We start from the raw sequence: 17,545 nt of genomic DNA, 5'->3' as shown, positions 1-17,545 counted from the left end.
TTTCGGCTGGGATGGATGAGGGTGGGTCCGGGCACGGTCACGGTCCCGGTGAGGGCCTGCTCGGCCGGTCAGTGATCGTCGAAGCGGGCGAGTGTGGCGAGGACGTCGTCGAGCCAGGCGATCATCATGCGTTCGTACGCGATGCCGCCGCGCAGTACGACGTGCTGGAGTTCCCGTTCGGCGTCGAGTGGACCGTCCGCCGGCGGTTCCCCGAAGTCGCGGGTCTCGCCCGCGAGGTAGTGGGCGAGGCGGTCGGTGTGTGCCTGCCGGTGACGCTCGACCTCGTTGATCAGGGCGGCCGGATCGTCGAAGGCGGCGCCCCGGATCTTCACCGCCAGGTCGTGCCGCACGCTCTCCGGCTCGGTCGGTTCGCTCAGCCACGCAGAGAGCGCTTCCCGTCCGGGCTGGGCGACGGAGTATTCCTTCTTGTCAGGACGACCGTGTTGCGGGACGTCCCGGACGTCGATCCAGCGGTCGCTCTCCATCCGCTTGAGCACGCGGTAGATCTGCTGGTGGGTGGCGGTCCAGAAGTACCCGATGGACCGCTCGAACCGCCGGGCCAGCTCATAGCCGGAACCCGGCTTCTCCAGCAGGGAGACGAGGATCGCGTGCTCGAGCGCCATGCGCCCGATCCTCCTATGCACCTCGTTGCATAGCAACGCTACCCCGGTGAGACACGGCTCACCCGGGCCAGGTCGCGCAGATCATTGCCGACGGCAGCGTGCCGAGGCCGGGGAAGCCCGACCCGTAACCGCCGGTGGCCGCCGTGCGCGAGGGCTCGCCCCGGTGGACCCGCCCGGCGGGTCAGGAACGGTCCGCCGAAAATGTCGTGCAGCTGGGGCCGTAGACCCGGCCGTCCAGGTGATCCGCGGCCTTCGTCGTCGCCGCGCTGCTCGTCCCTGCCGTCAGTCGACGGGGCCGACCAGGTCCGGTGCTCGCAGGACAGGAGCCGGGATGCCCCAGGCGTCGACGAGGTCGACGGCGAGGGGGCGCACCTTGCGGCAGAGGTCGTTCACCTCGCGGCTGATCGCCTTGGACCGCTGGACGGTCAGCCGGCCGTGTTCCATGAACCAGGCGCGGTCGGCTTCGATGGTCGAGAGCGCGAACAGGTCGCACAGCAGGCCCAGGGCATCCTTCTCCGTGCCTTCGGGAAGAGCCCGCACCTTGTCGACGAAGGCTTCCGTGACCAGCCGTTCGACGTGGGCCCGGGCGAGGGCGATGACGTGGTCCTGGATCAGCGAGAAGACCTCGCCGGGCTCGTCCTGCTGGATGCCGCGCTTCATGCGGCGGGCGAGGCCGGCGAGCATGTGCTCCTCCCGGAAGCGGACCATGGCGAGGTGGTACTCCGAGTCGAGGAGTCCAGCTTCCCGGTCCCATGCGTCACCCCCGGGCAGCAGGTCGCGGACACGTTCGAGGAGTTTGTGCGCCGAGGTCCGCTCGATGACGGTCTCGACGGCGAGGCCGGTGACGTAGCGGACCATACCGAGCTGGTCGAGGTCCTCGAACTCGGTCGCGTGGTCGGTGAGCAGGCCCTTGGCCACGAGCTGGAGGAGCACGTGGTTGTCGCCCTCGAAGGTGGTGAAGACGTCGCTGTCCCGTTTGAGGGCGGCGAAGCGGTTCCGGGCAAGGTAGCCCGCGCCGCCGCACGCCTCGCGGCACTCCTGGACGACGCGGGTGGCGTGCCAGGTGGCGAGTGCCTTGATGCCGGCGGCTCGCGACTCAAGGCGGCGCCGTGCCTGCGGGTCGTATTCGATGCTGGAGAAGACCTCGTGCAACTGGGCTCGTACGACGTCCTGGGCGAAGTGCAGCGCGTAGGTGCGGGCGACGAGGGGGAGCAGCCGGCGCTGGTGGAGACCGTAGTCGAGGAGTACCTGTTCCTCGGTGTCCCGGGACGATGTGAACTGGCGCCGCCGGTCGGCATACTTGGTGGCGACCGCAAGTGCGACCTTGGCGACGCTGACTCCGGCTCCGGCAACGCTGACTCGGCCCTGCACGAGGGTGCCGAGCATGGTGAAGAAGCGTCGGTCAGGGTTCTCGATGGCGCTCTCATAGCGACCTTCGGGGGTGACCTGGGCGAAGCGGTCGAGGAGCGCCTCGCGGGGGACGCGTACCCCGTCGAAGCGGATGCGTCCGTTGTCGACGCCGTTGAGGCCCATCTTCCGGCCGTCGTCCTCTATGGCGACACCGGGCAGGACCCGGCCGTCCGACCGTAGGGGAACGACGAAGGCGTGGACTCCCTCGGTCCGGCCGTCCACCTCCAGCTGGGCGAAGACGACGGCGAGTTCGGCGTGGCGGGCGGCGTTGCCTATGTAGTCCTTGCGGGCTTGGTCGTCGGGAGTGGTGAGGACGAACTCCCGGTTCTCGGGGTCGTATCGGGCGATGGTGCCGAGCGCCTGGACGTTGGAACCGTGACCCACCTCGGTCATGGCGAAGCAGCCCATCAGCTCTCCGGTGACCAGGCGGGGCAGGTAGGTCTTGTGGTGGTGGTCGGTGCCGAGATGCAGGATGGCTCCGCCGAAGAGCCCGAACTGGACGCCGACCTTCACGAGGACGGAGAGGTCGCCGAATGCCAGGGTCTCGAAGGCGGCGATCGACGCGCCGACGTCGTCGCCGCCGCCGTACCGGCCGGGGAAGCCCATGCCGGTCTGACCGGTCGCGGCCAACTGGACGACGACATCGCGGACCCTCTCACGGAACGCGTCGATGCCGAACGCGTCGGCCTCGTCGAGGACGGCGGCATGGGTGACCAGGTTGGTCCGGACGAGGTCCCGGATCCCGGCGTACTCGCCGTCGAGGACGGCGGCGAGGGCCGGGACGTCGATCTCGGGCTGAAGCCGGCCGCCGGCAGGGGCGGAGCTGTTCTCGGTTGCCATGCCGCTTCGCTACCCCGAGCCGCGACGATCAACCGACGCGACCGTGGCGCCAAGCGCGGTCGGCGCGGGGCGCGGGACCGCGGCAGGAAGGTGTCAGCCTGCAGGAGTACATCCTGTCGGCGGCCTACGCCCGGGCCACCTCCGTGGAGGAGCGCTTCCTCGACGCATTCCGGGCCTTGATGGCCCGCAGTGGCGACGCGTTCGCAGAGGAGGCCGGCACTGCCGAGTCCGTTGACGAGCAACGCCTGCCGGAGCTGCAGGCGCGGCGTAATCCAGTGCCGTATCAGGCAACGTTCGCCCGCTCTTGAAGCCGGAAATCGAGCTGCTGCGGCCGGGATTGCCGCATAGCCTGCTCGGCTGTGGACGGTGAGCGCAGTGCTCGGCAGCTTCGGCTGATCGGCGAGACGGTGGAGATCTCGAAGGCCCTCGGTGTGGAGGTGTGGCTCCGCGGGGGTTGGGCCATGGACTTCTTCATCGGCGAGGTCACCCGTGACCATGTGGATATCGACTGGTTCGCCTGGGCGGAGGATGGTCCTGCTCTGGCCGAGGGCCTGCTGCGTTCCGGCTATGAGCGGCTGTCCGGGCCGCCTGCCGATCAGCAGCGCGATTTCTGCAAGCAGGGCGTGGAGAGCAGCTTCGCTCTCTTGAGCAAGGACCGGTTCGGGCGCGTTGTGGTCGCTGGCGGTCCCTGGGCTGGGGAGGTGTGGCCGGCGGGCATGCTCGATGGCCCTGTTAGCCATATCGGGGCGTTGCGGTGCCGGATCATCAGTCCGCGCGCGCAGATCGAGATCAAGCAGATGATGCCGGTCTGGGTTCCGGGTCGGCCCCGCCGCAGGAAGGACACCGAGGACATCATCCGGCTGGAAGCGGGCCTGCGAGAGCAGGGCGGGTGCCATCCAGAACCTTCCGCCACGAGGAGACGTTCGGCTTGCGGCGCAGCAGTGCTCTGCGTTCCCGCTCGGTCATACCGCCCCAGATACCGAACTCGATGCGGTGGTCGAGGGCTTCGGCCAGACACTCGATGCGCACTTCGCATTCTGTGCAGCGCGCCTTGGCTTGTCGCTGGCTCGGGTTGCCGTCGACGAACAACTCGTCCGGGTCGGAACTGCGGCAGGTGGCGTACTCACTCCAGTGGCCCTGGGCATTCGCCATGACTACCCCTTCCCCCGTCGCGGCCAGTGGTAGTTACACCTTGCGGCGCTGGTCAGAGCGGGTACAGCACGGTCGAGCAGACACTGCAGTCGGCGAGGCCGTCGCACAGCAGGCAGTCAGCCGTCTCGGTGCGGGCGGCGGCCAGCGACCGGGCCCGCCGACCGATCGGGCATAGCTGCGTTATGCGGTGCGTGGAGCTGGGGTCAGGGGTTGCCGCTCACCCGTAGTGCGGGATGAACCTTTGGAGGACCAACGCTGCCACTGCGGCGGCAAGCCAGGGCGTCCTGATGCTCCGCCCTCGACCGTGACGGTCCAATTGCCACACAAGTGTCAAGAGGGCGAACAGCAGGAGGGCAACTGTGAGCAGATCAGCGGCTTCAAATCTTTCGGCGTGGAGCATGTCGGAATGTAATAACACGCAGCGCTTAGCTCTCCATAGGTCGCATCTGGCAGCTGGGCGGGAGGGCCTGGTAGGCCGTTCTCAGCGTGGGGCACGGGATGTGAGCGGGTGGTGCACAGCCGTACGCCGGGTCGGCCGGTGGCTGCTGTGGGAGGCATGGCCCGTGACTGGACGCTACGGGAGCCCATGCTCGCCGCCGTCCCCCCCGTAGCTGGGCGGCGGAGCCTAGGACGATGTCTTGATGGGTGTCGGCTCGTGGTCGGGGGCCTGCCGCGTTACAGCTGAGACCAGTCGCCGCCGCCAGCTTGGAGCGAACGGCTGAGGTAGTTGTGCAGGTTGTTGGCGACCCATCGGCGACTGTCGCTCTCGTACTCCCAGACGAAGATGTCGGGACGGTCGGGCTTCTGTACGAAGGCGAACTGGTCGCCACCTCCGTTGTCCCCGCCGATGCTGTCGGTGATGATGCTCCGCTTCCGACCTACGATCTTCTTGCCCGCGTCGATGCCCTGGCTCGAGGCGGGAACGCTCTAAGCAGTGAGCCGGGTCCTGCTCAACTGCCGCCGGGCGTCCCCGCCGCCGGCCGGGATCCCTCTTCGCCGACCGCGGCTACGACCATGACATCTACCCCGACCAGGTCCGCGCCCGCGGCATCCTGCCGGCCATCGCCCGCCGCAGCACCCTGCACGGCACCGGACGGGGCACCTGCCGCTGGGTCGTGGAGAGGATTCTCCCGTGGCTGCACGGCTTCCCGACGTCTGCGCATCCGCTGGGAACGCAGGCCGACATCTGGGAACGCAGGGCCGACATCCATGAAGCGTTCCTCGAACTCGCCTGCTGTCTCATCACTCATCGACAACTCAGGGCATTGCGCTGATCCTGGGACCGCTGGTCACGCCGTGGATGTCCGTGGCTCATGCCATGATCCGGCCTCATGAGTGACCGATCGCTTCCGCCCGCCTGGCTGGCCTCGTGGACAGACAGAGTCTCCAGGACTCTCACGGCCATGACAGGCGAGTTCGAGGATCGGCACGGCTTCCCCCCTGGGACCAACGAGGTCCGGCCGGCTGACCACGATGATCAAGCCGCGGCTCGCAGCCTTGCCGAAGTCAGACCTACGCCGGTTGACCTGGTCACCTTCTACGAGAACACCGGCGATGTCACCTGGGCGGACGTCGGCAACGGCTACTTCCTCGAGCCAGCCAGTCACGTCCTGCAGCGGCTCCAGGCGGACGGCGATGCCGGTACAGACCGAAGGATTCATGGCCTGGTCATCGGCTCGAACGGCGGCGGCCTGGCCTACCTCACAGGCCCTGGTGGGGAGGTCTATCGGACACGGACGGCGTCGCTGGACGAACCGGAGCTCGACAAGGTGGCCGATGACCTACGGCAGTTCCTGGAGCTGCTGGAGCACTCCCTGACACGGTTCATCGCCGACGGCGAGCCGGGAAACCTGTAACCGCAGGCACCAAGCGCCCATCCTGGCAGGCATTGTTAGACGCCGTTTCACTTGGCGAGGCGGTATTCCGCTCTCCGTTGCAGCACCCCGTCTGCGGTGAGGTGGGCGCCGTGGGACGCCGAGTCACGGTGAGGTTCCCCACCGAACGCGCCCCCGTCTCCCAGGCCCGGCCGCACGATCCTCACTCGGAGTGGGGCGCCCGATCTGCGCGCAGGTGGTCCAGGGCCAGCCGGGCCGCCGTGCCGAGGACGTCTTCGCGGGTGGGTACCCCGGGCGTCAGTGACCGGGTGAGGACAGCGATCGCGTACCGCCGCCCGTCGAGAAAGGCGACCACGCCGACGTCGTTGCTGACGCCACCCGGAACGGTGCCCGACTTGGACGCGACCAGCACTTCCGGCCCGAAGCCCGTGGCGATCTTCCGGGTGAGCCGCTGCTGTCCGATCACCCGGCGCAGGTTCGAGCACGCCTCGACGGGACCGGCCTCGTCCCGCCAGACCGCGCGGACCAGGCCGGCCAGGTCATCGGCGGTCGCACTGCTGATCCGTCCCGGCCGCATCCCCGGCGACGTCAGCACCCGCTGCCACATCGCCTCGCCCTCCTCCGACGGTGTGACGTCCCGGACCGCGTCGGCCATCGCCTCCCAGCTGGTGAACCCGGCGTCGCGGGCCGCGGTGTCGAACTCGTGCTGGATCGTGCCCGGCAGGTGGAAGCCGATGAAGCCGAGCCTGGCGAGGCGGGCCTTGACCCGTTCGATGCCGACTCTGCGGATCAGCACGTCGGTCGCGGTGTTGTCGCTGATGGTCAGCATCAGCCGGGCAACATCCCGCAGCGAGATCTCCACCGGGTCCTCGGTGATGCAGAGCCCCTGACCGCCCAGCGTCGCTTCGGCCGGCGAGACCATCACTCGCTCGGTGGCGTCCAGTTCTCCCTCCACCGCCTGGCAGAAGAACTCAAGGCCGATGGCAATTTTGAACGTGGAGGCCGCCACCGCGAGCTCTCCACCCGCCACCGACAGTCGCCCCGGTCCGTCGATCTCCAGCGCACTCAGGCTTCCCCAGCAGTCGGCGGCTGCGAACACCTCGCCAATCGTCTCTTCAATCATCCGCCCACGGTGGTACCTGGCGGTCGCGCCGGGCAGGGTTGTTCACCATCAGCGTGTCTGAGGTCGGCGTCATGGGCTGTCGGGGAGGAGGTGCGTGATGCTGAGACGTCGCTTCACTTGGTGAGGCGACGGTAGTTGATCAGACTTGTGGCGATCGCGGTGAAGCCGAGGAAGTGCTCGGCCCTGCGTTCGTAGCGTCGGTGCAGCCGTCGGCAGCCGGACAGCCAGGACATGCTGCGCTCGACTACCCACCGGTGCCGACCGAGGCGTTGGGATGAGTCGGTACCGCGGCGGGCGATGCGCGGGACGATGTTCCGGCCCCGGAGCCATCGGCGCAGGTAGTCGTAGTCGTAGCCCTTGTCGGCGTGGAGCTTGTGCGGTCGGCGGCGGCGTGGTCCGCGCGGGCTGCGGACCGGTGGGATGCCCTGGACCAGGGGCTGGAGTGCGAGGCTGTCGTGAGTGTTGGCGGCAGTGATTGCGACCGAGATCGGCAGACCGTTGAGGTCCACGATGAGGTGGATTTTCGATCCGTTTTTGCCTCGGTCGGTCGGATTCGGTCCCGTCAGTGGCCCCCTTTGAGCGCCCTGACACTGACGGAGTCGATCGCGCACCGTGACCAGTCCAGCTCGCCGACGGCGCCGAGCTCGTCAAGGATCACGCGGTGCAGCCGGGCCCAGACGCGGACTTGGGACCACTGGGCGAACCTGCGGTAGACCGTCGGCCAGGCCGGGCCGAACACCGGCGGCAGCTGCCGCCAGGTGCAGCCGGTCGTCGCCACGAACAGGATCGCGGCCAGACACTCCCGGTCGCCGGCCCGCCGACGTCCACCGCCCTGCGGACGCACCACCAGTTTCTCCGGCACCACCCGCCGAAACAGGATCCATAACTCATCCGGCACAAGCCGCTCCACCAAGCTCGGCATGTATAGAACAACGACTCGGCAGCTCAAAGGAAACGATGTCTTAGCCCTGACAGGTCTGTGCGGGTGTGGAGAAGACTTGTGAACCGTCACGCGTAATCCGGTAGCACTGCCGGGTGGTCTCTTCCGCCACCACGACTGACACCCTCACTGTCCTGCCGGTGCTCGTGACCGCGCTGACCGTGAGGAACCGCCGGTAGGGCGCGAGGGCTCTACGCACTCCGGCACGGTTCAGCTCGCCGAACTCGACGTGCTGCGCTGTTATGCACTCCACCCCTGAGCTCAGCACGGAGGTCGACATCTTGGACGTCGAACATCACACCGGCATTGCCTGGAACTGCTACCGAAAGCACCACCTGAAGCGCGCCGCCACTCCCCTGCCGAAAGCAGAACAGATCAACTGGGGTCCTGCTGCAGACGGGGCCGGGGACGCCATCCTCCGGGACACCGAGGGCCTACGGGTCTTGGCCATCGGCTGCTGCCCGGTTCGGCACGCCGCCCACCTGACTCGCACCTACGGAGTGCAGGTCCACGGCGCCGATGCTTCCCTCAACCAGATCGAGAGAGCGCGGTGCCCGCTGAGTCGTGTGCGGCGGATCAAGGCATGGCTGGCTGAACACTTCCTTAGGTTCGGCTGCCGCCCAGAGACGCGCCGATCAGGGCCTCCGCCGCCCCAGGATCGCCGGCGAGCCGCCCGGCGTCGCGGATCTGCTCCTCGTCCAGTGCCCTGGCCTTCACAAGCTGGATCGCCTCGTGGATGCCGTTTCCGTCGCCGTGGGCGAGCATGACGAAGAACCAGCGCACTGCCTGCACCGGGTCCGGCGTGGTGCCGAACCCGTCGCGGTACCAGCAGGCGGCAGCGTTCATCGCCCCCGTATGCCCGCGCTCGGCTGCCCAGACGTACCAGCCCAGCGCCTCCTCGTCCCGGTCCAGAGCGGATAGCCGGTCGGCGAGGACGGCACCGGCGGCGACGACTCCTTCGCGTGCGGCGGCCTCCAGCAGCCGCAGGGACTCGTCAGGGTCATCGACCAGCTGGGCGAGGTTGAACACGCCGTAGGCGTCCCCGCCCTCGGAAGCCGCCCGGAATAGCTCGGCGGCACGCGCGCGGTCCTCTGCGACGCCCAGCCCCATCACCAACATGTGCCCATAGGTGCGTTGCCCGGACGGAAGCCCGGCCTCGGCCGCCGCACGGGCATAACGCGCGGCCATGGGGAGGGCCGACTCGTCGAAGTACTCCAAGTAGATGCCGGCGAGCAGCGCGGCGGCCTCCGCCGACCCTTCATCCGCCAGCGGTACGAGCTCGACGGTCGCTCGGACCGCCAGCTTGGCACCCTCCGCGCTGCCCTCCATTGCGGCCCGGACGAAAGCGTGCCCCGCAGCTACCCAGTCCCCGACCTCGGCTGCCCTTCGGCCCTCGTCCAGTTGCATGCGGGAACCTTATGCCATCGTCAGGACGGTCATAGCGGGTGGCGACGGCCCGAAAGTTCTCGTGCCGGTTGATCTTGCGCTCGACCTCGTTGTGGCACTCGTAGATGTCGCTGTCGAAGCCAGCAGGTCGGCCGCCATTACTGCCGCGGCGTTTGCGGTTGGCCCGCTGATCCTTCGGCTCGGGGGTCATGTGCTTGATCTGGCGTCTTCGCTGGTAACGACGATTGCGGCGTGAGCTGTGTGCCTTGTCACCGCTGACATGGTCCGGCCGGGTGCGCGGGTGGCAGCCCTGCGGGCGGGCAACAGGGATGCGATTGAGGACCTCGACCCCGGGCGCCACGCTCCCTTCGCCGAAGCGGCCAGCGAAGATTCGACGATCGCCATCCCTCGATGACGACTACCAAGTACTTGTTACGAGCTGTCGGCCTACATCTCGCGCGCTGGACGGAACTGGTGCTCCGGCAGCGGGAACTTGTCCCAAAGGACTTCTGAGCGGATCTCCCCGGCGAGGACGGCTGCCAGAAAGCGGGTCACCGTCATGTCGTATCGCTCCCAGTCTTCTCCCGATTCGCTGTTGATCATGATGGTGCGGGTGTCGGGGTCGTCGTTCGCCTGCACGAGCCAGTACAGGTACTCACCGTTGTCCGTGGTGGCCCAGCAGATCAGGCGACCGCCCGGGTCCTCCAGCTCTTCGGGCTTGTCTTCGAACTGCCACAACGAGTCATTGGCTTCCTCGCGCTCCGCGGAGATCTTGAGGAGGTCGTAGACATCGTTGGGGCAGTTCGGCTCCATGAGTAGGAGGTAGCCGTCGATGAAGCCACCTCCGTACGTCTCGATGAGCTCCTTGTAGTCCGCGGGCAGGGCGGTGCGAAGAGCGGTCTCCGCGGCGGCCCAGTCCGGTACAGGAGCGGTGCCCTCAGAGGAGGCGAGCAATTCCGTGAGTCGGGTCAGGTCGGGAGTCACGTGAGGGCCCCTTTCGTCACCGCTTGCGGATCCGGATGGTGAAGATGTTGGTGCCATCGCCGTTGCTGCCGTGCGGCTACATCTGGCCCGCACTGAGCGCTACCAGACCCTCATGATCGATGCCATCGACAGGCTGGGCCTGGATCGCATCGACGCGGGTGGCGGACAGTCCGCCACAGAACTGGCTGACACCGTGCTCGCAGCAGCCGACGCGCAGACCGCGGTGGGACGGTCATCCAGCGGTCCGTGACCACTGACCGCGAGCCTCGAGGATCCAGCGCCAATTGCACACTCCCCGCGCGTGACCGCCTCTGTTGACCGGCTGGTCACAGAATGACGGAACCGTGCAGCCTGGACATGAGCGCTCCTGCCCCAACTTGGGTCCGTGACAAGGGTGTTGACATTCCAACGGCAGCGCCGGAACATGACCGGGCGGTCAGGTGACCGCCCGGTCACATGGAGGAGTGCCCATGCCGACCCCCACGTGGAGCCGACTGTCCCCCGCACGGCGCGAGCGCGTTCTGGTCGCCGCCATGGACGAATTCGGCACCCACGGCTACTCGACGGGCAGCCTGAACGTCATCGCTCGCCAGGCCGGCGTCGCCAAGGGATCTCTCTTCCAGTACTTCGCGGGAAAACTCGACCTCTTCACCTACGTGGCCGAGCAGACCTCGCTGCGCGTCTACGAGCACATGCGCCCCTGGCTGGAGGGATACGACGGAGCCGTCGACTTCGCCACTCACCTCGTGGACGCCTTGGAGGCTTGGCTCGACTACTTCGCAAAGCACCCACTCGAACGGGGTGTCGCTGCGGCCACCAACATGGAGATGGACCCCGCGATTCGCGGCGCGGTTCGCGGCCCGGTGAACGAGATCTACCTGGCCGGTCTGACCCCACTGGTGGAGCGCGCCACCAGCACCGGAGACCTGCGCAAGGACTGCGACCTGGACACTCTGCTGTCCTTGCTGCTCGTCCTGCTGCCCCACCTGGCCCTCGTTTCGCACACGCCAGGACTGGACGGTGCCGTCCGTCTCACCGGCGTTCGCCCACAGCAGCGCCGCCAGAACGTCGAACGCCTCGTCACCGCACTGCTCTCCGACTTCATCCAGCGGGACGACTGATGACGGACTTCGACACCCGGGGGGATCTCATCGGCAGTCCCGTACGGGACGCCTCACGGCCGTTTGCCTCGCCGCACCGCACCGAGCGGCCTAGGCCCGCCGCCATCGGACGAATTGGACGCAGAGTGACTGTCTATCCCGGAGCGCCAGGGCGGCTCACCGGACAGAACACGTGTCGCTGTGGCTCGTCGAGGCCGGAACTGCCCACGGTGGCCCCAAGCACCAGTCCTGTCTGTCAGGGCGAGGAGTCATGAGAGCCGACCGGACCGCCCACGCGAACGGCAGTGTCCTGCACTACCGAGAACTGCTGTGCACGGTCATCGAAAAGGCTGCACACGGTCTAAGGTGCGCATCACCGACCTCTGGGTCGATAGCGAGGCTTCCGCGGCCGACAGCCGGGCCCTGCAGGGAATCCCGAAGGAGGCGGCCGCCCTAGTCGGCGGACACACGGGTGAAGCCCAGATCTCCGACACCGCTCAGGGGCACCTGCCGTAGAGCCGGGTAGCCGAGATCGGGGCCTCATCCGCCGACGGCCCCTCCCCTCACCGGGCGGATCACGCAGACCCTGAGCAGCTGGCTCAAGACCGGTCCCAAGCGCTGACGCCGTCCCGGCCCGCGAGTCCGCGCCCGCGCGCAGCCGACCGGATTCCCTAACACAACGTCCGCCGCTGATCGGCTTCCCACCGCGGGACTTCAAGCCGGCCTTCGGCGGCTGAGCAGTCCGGAATCACTGTTTCACCCCCACAGAAAAGGTGATCTCGTGCGCCGTGTCATTCCGCGATCCCTGGCAGCACTCATGCTGGTCGTGGCAGCGGCTCTCACCGCCGCGCCCGCCGTAAGCGCCTCCCCCGTGACGGACACGTCTGTCGCAGTGGACCCCTCCGCCACCGGATCCTTCGCTATCGGCTACACCGATCTGACCGTATCGGCCTCAGGTAGGTCGTACAGCGCCCGCGTCTGGTACCCGAGCTCTACGGCCGGCGCCAATACCCCGGTCGCTCCAGGAACCCACCCCGGACTCGCGTTCGGACACGGCTTCTTCCAAGGCATCAACCAGTACGAGTCCCTGCTCAAGCACTATGCGTCCTGGGGCTTCATCACCGTGACGCCCAAGTCCCAGGGCGGCCTGTTCCCGAGCCATTCGGCGTTCGCCGACGACTTGAACGCGGCACTCACCTGGCTCACCGTTCAGAACACCACCAGCGGCTCGCGCTTCGCGGGAGCGGTGCGGACCGACAGACTCGGCGTCCTGGGCCACTCCATGGGCGGTGGTGCAGCCCTGCTAGCTGCGAGCCGAAACCCGGCCGTCAAAAGCGTCTCCACCATGGCTGCGGCGGAAACCAACCCGTCCGCAGTGGCAGCGGCCGGAACGCTGACCGCCCCAGCCCAATTTCTCGGTGGCAGCGCTGATTCCGTCGCCGGAGTGGCGGACAACCAGCAGAAGATGTACGACGCGAAGCCGGCTCCCACCCAGCTTCGCGTCATCACGGGAGGCTTCCACTGCGGCTTCGAGGACAGCTCAGGGTTCGGCTGCGACAGCGGAACCATCACCCGCGCCGCGCAGCAGAAGCTCACGCAGGGCGTGACGACCGCCTGGTTGCTCTACACACTCGGCGGTGACTCGTCGACGTATGACCTGGTCTGGGGATCCGCAGCTCAGAAGCTCCCAGGGGTGGTGTACAGCGCCAAGCCGTAAGCACACGAACCGACGGGGTCGCTCGGCGCTCACCGGGCCGAGCGGCCCCGCTCCATGACGGTCAGCGCCGCACGTCACAACGTCCGCGTCAACGACCAGCGGAACGTGACCGACCCTCGACCCGACCATCGGCAACATTGACCTCGGGGTAGCGCGCGGCGCATAGCAGCGGTCGAAGGCAATGAGCCTCCCTCATGGCGCTACCGGTGTGACTTTCCTCGGCTTCCGCCCTTGTCCGGCGTGTGCTTCCCTGCCTTTGACCCGCTCCTGGCCAGGTGTTCGCGTGCGCCGCCACGGTGAGCTGGCTGTTGCCCGCCACGATGACCACCTCCTTGAACGTAACCACAATCGTCACATCGGAGGGCGTCAAGCCGTCCGCCCCGACCGCCCCCGTCCGCGGTCTCATCGGCTCGCGGGTCCTGCCTGCGGAGTTGCCGCCCCTCTTGGGCAGACGCACCCTGAAAGGAGCCTGGCACGGCGGGCACCGTGCGTGTGCTGCCGCTGCGCGAAGTGACCAGCCTCAACACAGCGAGTTCACGTCGTCAACGACACGGAAACTGACGATCCCATGAGGGCCTCTGATCGTTTCTCGTTCACCTTGCACAACATCCCCACGACGGTCAGCGATATGGATGCGTCCGTCGAGAGGTAGCGATGTGTCACAAGCTGGCCGAGCTCTTGCCGCTCTCCCCACGCTCACATCAAGCCGATCGCCCCCAAGGCACCACACAACTTCAGCAACGTCTTCCAGGAAGGCGCGAGCCTGGTCAGCTGACCTCCGCGCCGTGAACGCTCCGCGGGTCCGTGAGGCCGCCCGTGGGACCGCTCGGTGGGGCGAACGGGCCCTCGCGGCGGCACAGCGAAAAACCCGCCGACAACTCAACTCACGCGAGTAACGAAACGTGGGCGGGGTTCAACCAATCACCCCTAAGGGATATCCCATGAACACGGTCACCACCGCGGACGGCACGAGCATCTTCTACGTTGACTGGGGGCCGAGGGATGCGACACCACTCGTCTTCCACCACGGCTGGCCCCTGAGCTACGTGGACTGGGACAACCAGCTGCTGTACTTCCTCTCCCAGGGCTACCGAGTCATCGCGCACGACCGTCGTGGCCACGGGCGCTCCAGCCAGCCGTCGTCTGGCCACGAGATGGACACCTACGCCGCGGACGTGGCCGCTGTGACCGATGCGCTGGATCTGCGGGACGCCGTCCACATCGGACACTCCACCGGAGGCGGAGAAGTGGTCCACTACGTGGCGCGGGCCGAGCCCGGCCGCGTCTCCAAGGCAGTGATCGTGTCGGCTGTGCCGCCCGTCATGGTCAAGAAGGAGAGCAACCCCGAGGGGACCCCCATTGAGAACTTCGACGAGCTGCGCGCCGGACTCGCCGCCAACCGCGCCCAGTTCTACATCGACGTGGCGTCCGGGCCCTTCTACGGCTACAACCGGCCCGGCGCGGAGGTGAACCAGGGGCTCATCGACCGGTGGTGGGCGCAGGGGATGATGGGCGCCGCGAACGCGCACTATGAGTGCATCAAGGCGTTCTCCGAGACGGACTTCACTGAGGACCTGAAGAAGATCGATGTACCGGTGCTCGTCATGCACGGCACCGACGACCAGGTCGTACCCTATGCGGACGCGGGACCGAAGAGCGCTGAGATCCTGCGAAACGCGACCTTGAAGACCTACGAGGGGTACCCGCACGGAATGCTGTCCGTCCACCCGGACGTCCTCAATCCCGTGATCCTCGAGTTCCTCAAGGCATAGCCGGCAGGTGACCGCAGGACAGACTGTGCGGCCGCATCGTCGCTCAATGCTCCCCGTGGCGGTCCCGGCCCACCCGTCCCTCGATCCCGCTCGCACCGGCAACTCACGCCGTCCGTTCCGACCTGGATCAGGCGATCACGGAACAGCTCGAAGACAAGACGGACGTCGTGTCCGCCGGCACCAGCGGGATCGGGCTGGCTACGGCCAAGCGGTCCGCAACCGAAGGCGCGAGGAGTTCAACAGGGCCCGCCGTCAGGCGACGCTGAACAGCGCGAACAGCGCAGTCGGCGAGATGTGCCCGGCTCTTCACCACCCAAATCCTGACCAGCCTCAACACCGCTCAAAGACCTAGGGGACCACACCCTTTTCCCGGGCGTAGCGGACACCGCCAGCATCACCGGCCTTGCCCCCACGCCGAAAGCGGCTGCCCCGGCCCTGTGCCTCGCCTGGAAGAGAACAGCCACGTCCCCGGGAGTGAACGGTACGTCGACGGGACACTCAACAACCACATCTGATCCCGGGGCATACTGGCCTGCTGTCAGCCGGTTAGGCCGACCACCAGCAACATGAACGCCGCCCCTGCCACCGTGAACAGCAACGTGGCGCGCGACGGATGCGAACTGTGAGCCTCCGGCAAGATGTCGGAAGTCGCCAGGTAGAGCAGGAAGCCGGCGAAGAACCCCAGGTAGAGGCCCAGCAGCCTGGCGGGGATGGTGAAAGTCAAAGTGAGCGCCGCACCGACCACCGGCGCGACGGCATCGCAGGCCAGCAGGGCGATCGCCTTGCGGCGCTCGTTCCCGTACAGCCTGGTGAGGGTGTACGTGTTGAAGCCGTCCGCGAAGTCGTGCGCGATGATCGCGACGGCTACCACCGCGCCGACGCCGGAGCCGGCCTGGAAGGCGGCGCCGATGGCGAAGCCGTCGAGCAGGCTGTGCACGATCAGCGCGCCGGCCGCCGCTACGCCGAGGCTGGGCGCGTCATGGCCGTGGCGGTGGCCGCCGGCGTGAGGGTGCTCGTGGCTGGCGTACTCGCCCTCGTGCGCACGGTGTATCGCAACCGACCGCTCCACGACATGGATGGCGAGGAAGCCTGCGGCCAAGAGGACCAGTACGACCGGCACGTGGAAGATCCGGTGCGGCTGGGCGCTCAGCGCCTCGGGCAGCAGGTCGAAGACGACCACGCCGAGCATCAGCCCAGCGGCCAGCCCCAGCACAAGGTGGCGGCGGTCACCGATACGCTGCGCCACGACACCGCCGATCAGCGTCATCAAGAACGCGCCCACAGCGACGATCGCAGCCATAACGCGATTATCAGCCCCGCTCCTTCGACCGTCGCCTCCGGCGAGCTACCTGGACAGTCCACCGCCAACCGCGACACCATCGGCAAAGCCACGGACATCGACCGGGCTCGATGACACCCAGGCCCCGGGTTCCTGCCGACTGCGGGAGTGTCCCGGATCAGAGCGGCGGACGGGTCCGACTGCGGCACGTTCGGAGCCGGGGCGGGGGCGTTGGTGGTGACATCGCCACCTGCTCGCACGCTGGGGTGAGCTGCTCGCGGAACGGGGCCTCTGGATTGACCACCGCTCACGCCCGACTAATTTCGGTGCCATTCGTAGTCTTCGGCAGCGTCGACGATAAGATTTTCTACGGCCTTTGGCTGCGAGATGAGGGAGACGTGTGAGGCGTCGATTTCCACCGTCTTGCGGGCTTTGGCCCGCTTGGCTTCGTAGCGCTCCAGGTCGGGGTTGATGGCCCGGTCCTGTTTGCCGACGAGCACGTAGACGGGCTTGTCACGCCAGGCGGCGCCGGTGAGCTTGTCTGTGAAAGCTGACGCTGCGATTGGCCGCTGAGAGGCGGCGAACACGTCGGTCCGGCTGGTGGGGAGATCCGCGGCGAAGACCTTGTGGAACTTGTCGGTCTGAACGTAGTTGTCCGTGCCGGTGCTGCCGTCGCCGTTGCGAAACGGCACTTGCCTGAGGGCCTGGGAGAGGAGCGGGGGTGCAAACTTTGCGGAGAGGCTGGTGAAGGACTCTCCGACATCCGGCATGATCGCGTTGATGAAGACCAGGGCTTTGACGTTGTTGTTCTTGGCCGCGGCCTGCGAGATGACCGCGCCTCCGTAGGAGTGTCCGGCCAGCACGATCGGCCCCTTGACCGACTTCAGCAGGCTGGCGATGTAGGCCGAGTCCTGCGGGACGCCTCGCAGAGGGTTGGCGGCTGCGATGACCCTGTAGCCGCTCCTTTGCAGACGTTCGACCACACCGCTCCAGCTGGACGCGTCGGCGAAGGCACCGTGCACCAGCACGATGGTCGGTTTCCCGCTGTCGGACTGGCCGCTCGGGCCGCCAGCCTCCGCCGACACGGTGGCCAGCACGGTAGCGGTTCCCGATATCGCCAGGAACGCCGCACCCCACCGAAAGGCGGCTGCGTGGCGCGGCTTGTCGATTATGCCCATTGCGATTCCTTGAGTCCTAGGGCGTCGGGCGACGCCTGAGAGACCAGAATCGAGTTTTTGCGCCACCGACGCTCTCCGCGCCGGGCATCCGGGTGAATGCTCATCGGCGGAGCAGGCAAGTCGCGAGGGGATGCACATGGCAAGTGTCGGGGTGCCGGGCGCTCGCGCCCGCCACCGCTGGCGTTGTTCGCATTTGCCATCATCGC

Annotated in this window: 14 protein-coding genes and 4 pseudogenes; 7 read left to right on the top strand and 11 right to left on the bottom strand. The window is 67.4% G+C overall.

Features of this window, described 5'->3' with window-relative positions; all coding sequences use genetic code 11:
• Nucleotides 1-68 precede the first annotated feature (68 nt).
• The gene (locus ACWCPN_RS30855) at nt 69-623 is read right to left on the bottom strand and encodes a PadR family transcriptional regulator (RefSeq protein WP_451212804.1); all 555 of its coding nucleotides are present in this window, start codon (nt 621-623) and stop codon (nt 69-71) included.
• Between the two features lie 282 nt (nt 624-905).
• Nucleotides 906-2,873, bottom strand: coding sequence for an acyl-CoA dehydrogenase family protein (locus tag ACWCPN_RS30850; protein ID WP_451212801.1), 1,968 nt, complete (start codon nt 2,871-2,873; stop codon nt 906-908).
• A gap of 359 nt (nt 2,874-3,232) precedes the next feature.
• Between ACWCPN_RS30850 and ACWCPN_RS30845 the strand changes: the two are divergent.
• Nucleotides 3,233-3,436, top strand: a pseudogene (locus ACWCPN_RS30845) (nucleotidyltransferase domain-containing protein); the annotation flags it as partial.
• Nucleotides 3,437-3,725: 289 nt separating this feature from the next.
• Here the strand turns inward: ACWCPN_RS30845 and ACWCPN_RS30840 are convergent.
• Entirely contained in the window at nt 3,726-4,025 is a 300-nt protein-coding gene (locus ACWCPN_RS30840; RefSeq protein ID WP_451212798.1) for a WhiB family transcriptional regulator, read from the bottom strand.
• An 843-nt stretch (nt 4,026-4,868) separates the two neighbouring features.
• A pseudogene (locus ACWCPN_RS30835) lies at nt 4,869-4,952 on the bottom strand (IS5 family transposase); the annotation flags it as partial.
• A 35-nt stretch (nt 4,953-4,987) separates the two neighbouring features.
• Between ACWCPN_RS30835 and ACWCPN_RS30830 the strand changes: the two are divergent.
• Both ACWCPN_RS30830 and ACWCPN_RS30825 read left to right on the top strand, forming a co-directional pair.
• Nucleotides 4,988-5,299 (top strand): annotated as a pseudogene (locus ACWCPN_RS30830) (IS5/IS1182 family transposase); the annotation flags it as partial.
• Between the two features lie 129 nt (nt 5,300-5,428).
• Complete coding sequence (locus tag ACWCPN_RS30825; RefSeq protein WP_451212795.1) at nt 5,429-5,881, top strand: SMI1/KNR4 family protein; 453 nt, start codon at nt 5,429-5,431, stop codon at nt 5,879-5,881.
• A 181-nt stretch (nt 5,882-6,062) separates the two neighbouring features.
• Here the strand turns inward: ACWCPN_RS30825 and ACWCPN_RS30820 are convergent, their stop codons facing one another.
• The 5 genes and pseudogenes from ACWCPN_RS30820 to ACWCPN_RS30800 all read right to left on the bottom strand — a co-directional run bounded on the left by ACWCPN_RS30820 (nt 6,063) and on the right by ACWCPN_RS30800 (nt 10,293).
• Complete coding sequence (locus tag ACWCPN_RS30820; RefSeq protein WP_451212792.1) at nt 6,063-6,983, bottom strand: serine hydrolase; 921 nt, start codon at nt 6,981-6,983, stop codon at nt 6,063-6,065.
• Nucleotides 6,984-7,096: 113 nt separating this feature from the next.
• Nucleotides 7,097-7,905, bottom strand: a protein-coding gene (locus tag ACWCPN_RS30815; RefSeq protein ID WP_451212789.1) for an IS5 family transposase whose coding sequence is annotated in 2 segments (ribosomal slippage) — nt 7,097-7,555 and nt 7,558-7,905 — 807 coding nt in all. Because the reading frame shifts where the segments join, the coding sequence is not laid out codon by codon here.
• 621 nt (nt 7,906-8,526) lie between these two features.
• Entirely contained in the window at nt 8,527-9,330 is an 804-nt protein-coding gene (locus ACWCPN_RS30810; RefSeq protein ID WP_451212786.1) for a tetratricopeptide repeat protein, read from the bottom strand.
• A 25-nt stretch (nt 9,331-9,355) separates the two neighbouring features.
• A pseudogene (locus tag ACWCPN_RS30805) lies at nt 9,356-9,658 on the bottom strand (IS5/IS1182 family transposase); the annotation flags it as partial.
• 98 nt (nt 9,659-9,756) lie between these two features.
• Nucleotides 9,757-10,293, bottom strand: a complete 537-nt coding sequence (locus tag ACWCPN_RS30800; RefSeq protein WP_451212783.1) for an SMI1/KNR4 family protein — start codon at nt 10,291-10,293, stop codon at nt 9,757-9,759.
• Nucleotides 10,294-10,405: 112 nt separating this feature from the next.
• Here ACWCPN_RS30800 and ACWCPN_RS30795 point away from each other — a divergent pair, with 112 nt between their 5' ends.
• From ACWCPN_RS30795 to ACWCPN_RS30780, 4 genes are all read left to right on the top strand, one after another.
• Entirely contained in the window at nt 10,406-10,543 is a 138-nt protein-coding gene (locus ACWCPN_RS30795; RefSeq protein WP_451212780.1) for a hypothetical protein, read from the top strand.
• 220 nt (nt 10,544-10,763) lie between these two features.
• Nucleotides 10,764-11,414: a TetR/AcrR family transcriptional regulator gene (locus tag ACWCPN_RS30790; protein WP_451212777.1), complete on the top strand. Its 651-nt coding sequence runs from the start codon at nt 10,764-10,766 to the stop codon at nt 11,412-11,414.
• Between the two features lie 760 nt (nt 11,415-12,174).
• Complete coding sequence (locus ACWCPN_RS30785; protein ID WP_451212774.1) at nt 12,175-13,110, top strand: alpha/beta hydrolase family protein; 936 nt, start codon at nt 12,175-12,177, stop codon at nt 13,108-13,110.
• 941 nt (nt 13,111-14,051) lie between these two features.
• A complete protein-coding gene (locus ACWCPN_RS30780; protein WP_451212771.1) occupies nt 14,052-14,882 on the top strand; it encodes an alpha/beta fold hydrolase in 831 nt (276 codons plus the stop codon).
• A gap of 538 nt (nt 14,883-15,420) precedes the next feature.
• Here the strand turns inward: ACWCPN_RS30780 and ACWCPN_RS30775 are convergent.
• Together ACWCPN_RS30775 and ACWCPN_RS30770 are read right to left on the bottom strand one after the other, a co-directional pair.
• A complete protein-coding gene (locus tag ACWCPN_RS30775; RefSeq protein ID WP_451212768.1) occupies nt 15,421-16,182 on the bottom strand; it encodes a ZIP family metal transporter in 762 nt (253 codons plus the stop codon).
• Between the two features lie 296 nt (nt 16,183-16,478).
• A complete protein-coding gene (locus tag ACWCPN_RS30770; protein WP_451212766.1) occupies nt 16,479-17,339 on the bottom strand; it encodes an alpha/beta fold hydrolase in 861 nt (286 codons plus the stop codon).
• Nucleotides 17,340-17,545 lie beyond the last annotated feature (206 nt).

Source organism: Streptomyces sp. NPDC002386, from assembly GCF_053593175.1.
Note: the sequence above shows the minus strand (reverse complement) of the source record. Positions and strands in the feature narration are given on the sequence as shown.

Coding starts and splice junctions, on each gene's coding strand:
- ACWCPN_RS30855 (WP_451212804.1), bottom strand. CDS start 623: ATGGCGCTCGAGCACGCGATCCTCGTCTCCCTGCTGGAGAAGCCGGGT.
- ACWCPN_RS30850 (WP_451212801.1), bottom strand. CDS start 2,873: ATGGCAACCGAGAACAGCTCCGCCCCTGCCGGCGGCCGGCTTCAGCCC.
- ACWCPN_RS30840 (WP_451212798.1), bottom strand. CDS start 4,025: ATGGCGAATGCCCAGGGCCACTGGAGTGAGTACGCCACCTGCCGCAGT.
- ACWCPN_RS30825 (WP_451212795.1), top strand. CDS start 5,429: ATGACAGGCGAGTTCGAGGATCGGCACGGCTTCCCCCCTGGGACCAAC.
- ACWCPN_RS30820 (WP_451212792.1), bottom strand. CDS start 6,983: ATGATTGAAGAGACGATTGGCGAGGTGTTCGCAGCCGCCGACTGCTGG.
- ACWCPN_RS30810 (WP_451212786.1), bottom strand. CDS start 9,330: ATGCAACTGGACGAGGGCCGAAGGGCAGCCGAGGTCGGGGACTGGGTA.
- ACWCPN_RS30795 (WP_451212780.1), top strand. CDS start 10,406: ATGATCGATGCCATCGACAGGCTGGGCCTGGATCGCATCGACGCGGGT.
- ACWCPN_RS30790 (WP_451212777.1), top strand. CDS start 10,764: ATGCCGACCCCCACGTGGAGCCGACTGTCCCCCGCACGGCGCGAGCGC.
- ACWCPN_RS30780 (WP_451212771.1), top strand. CDS start 14,052: ATGAACACGGTCACCACCGCGGACGGCACGAGCATCTTCTACGTTGAC.
- ACWCPN_RS30775 (WP_451212768.1), bottom strand. CDS start 16,182: ATGGCTGCGATCGTCGCTGTGGGCGCGTTCTTGATGACGCTGATCGGC.
- ACWCPN_RS30770 (WP_451212766.1), bottom strand. CDS start 17,339: ATGGGCATAATCGACAAGCCGCGCCACGCAGCCGCCTTTCGGTGGGGT.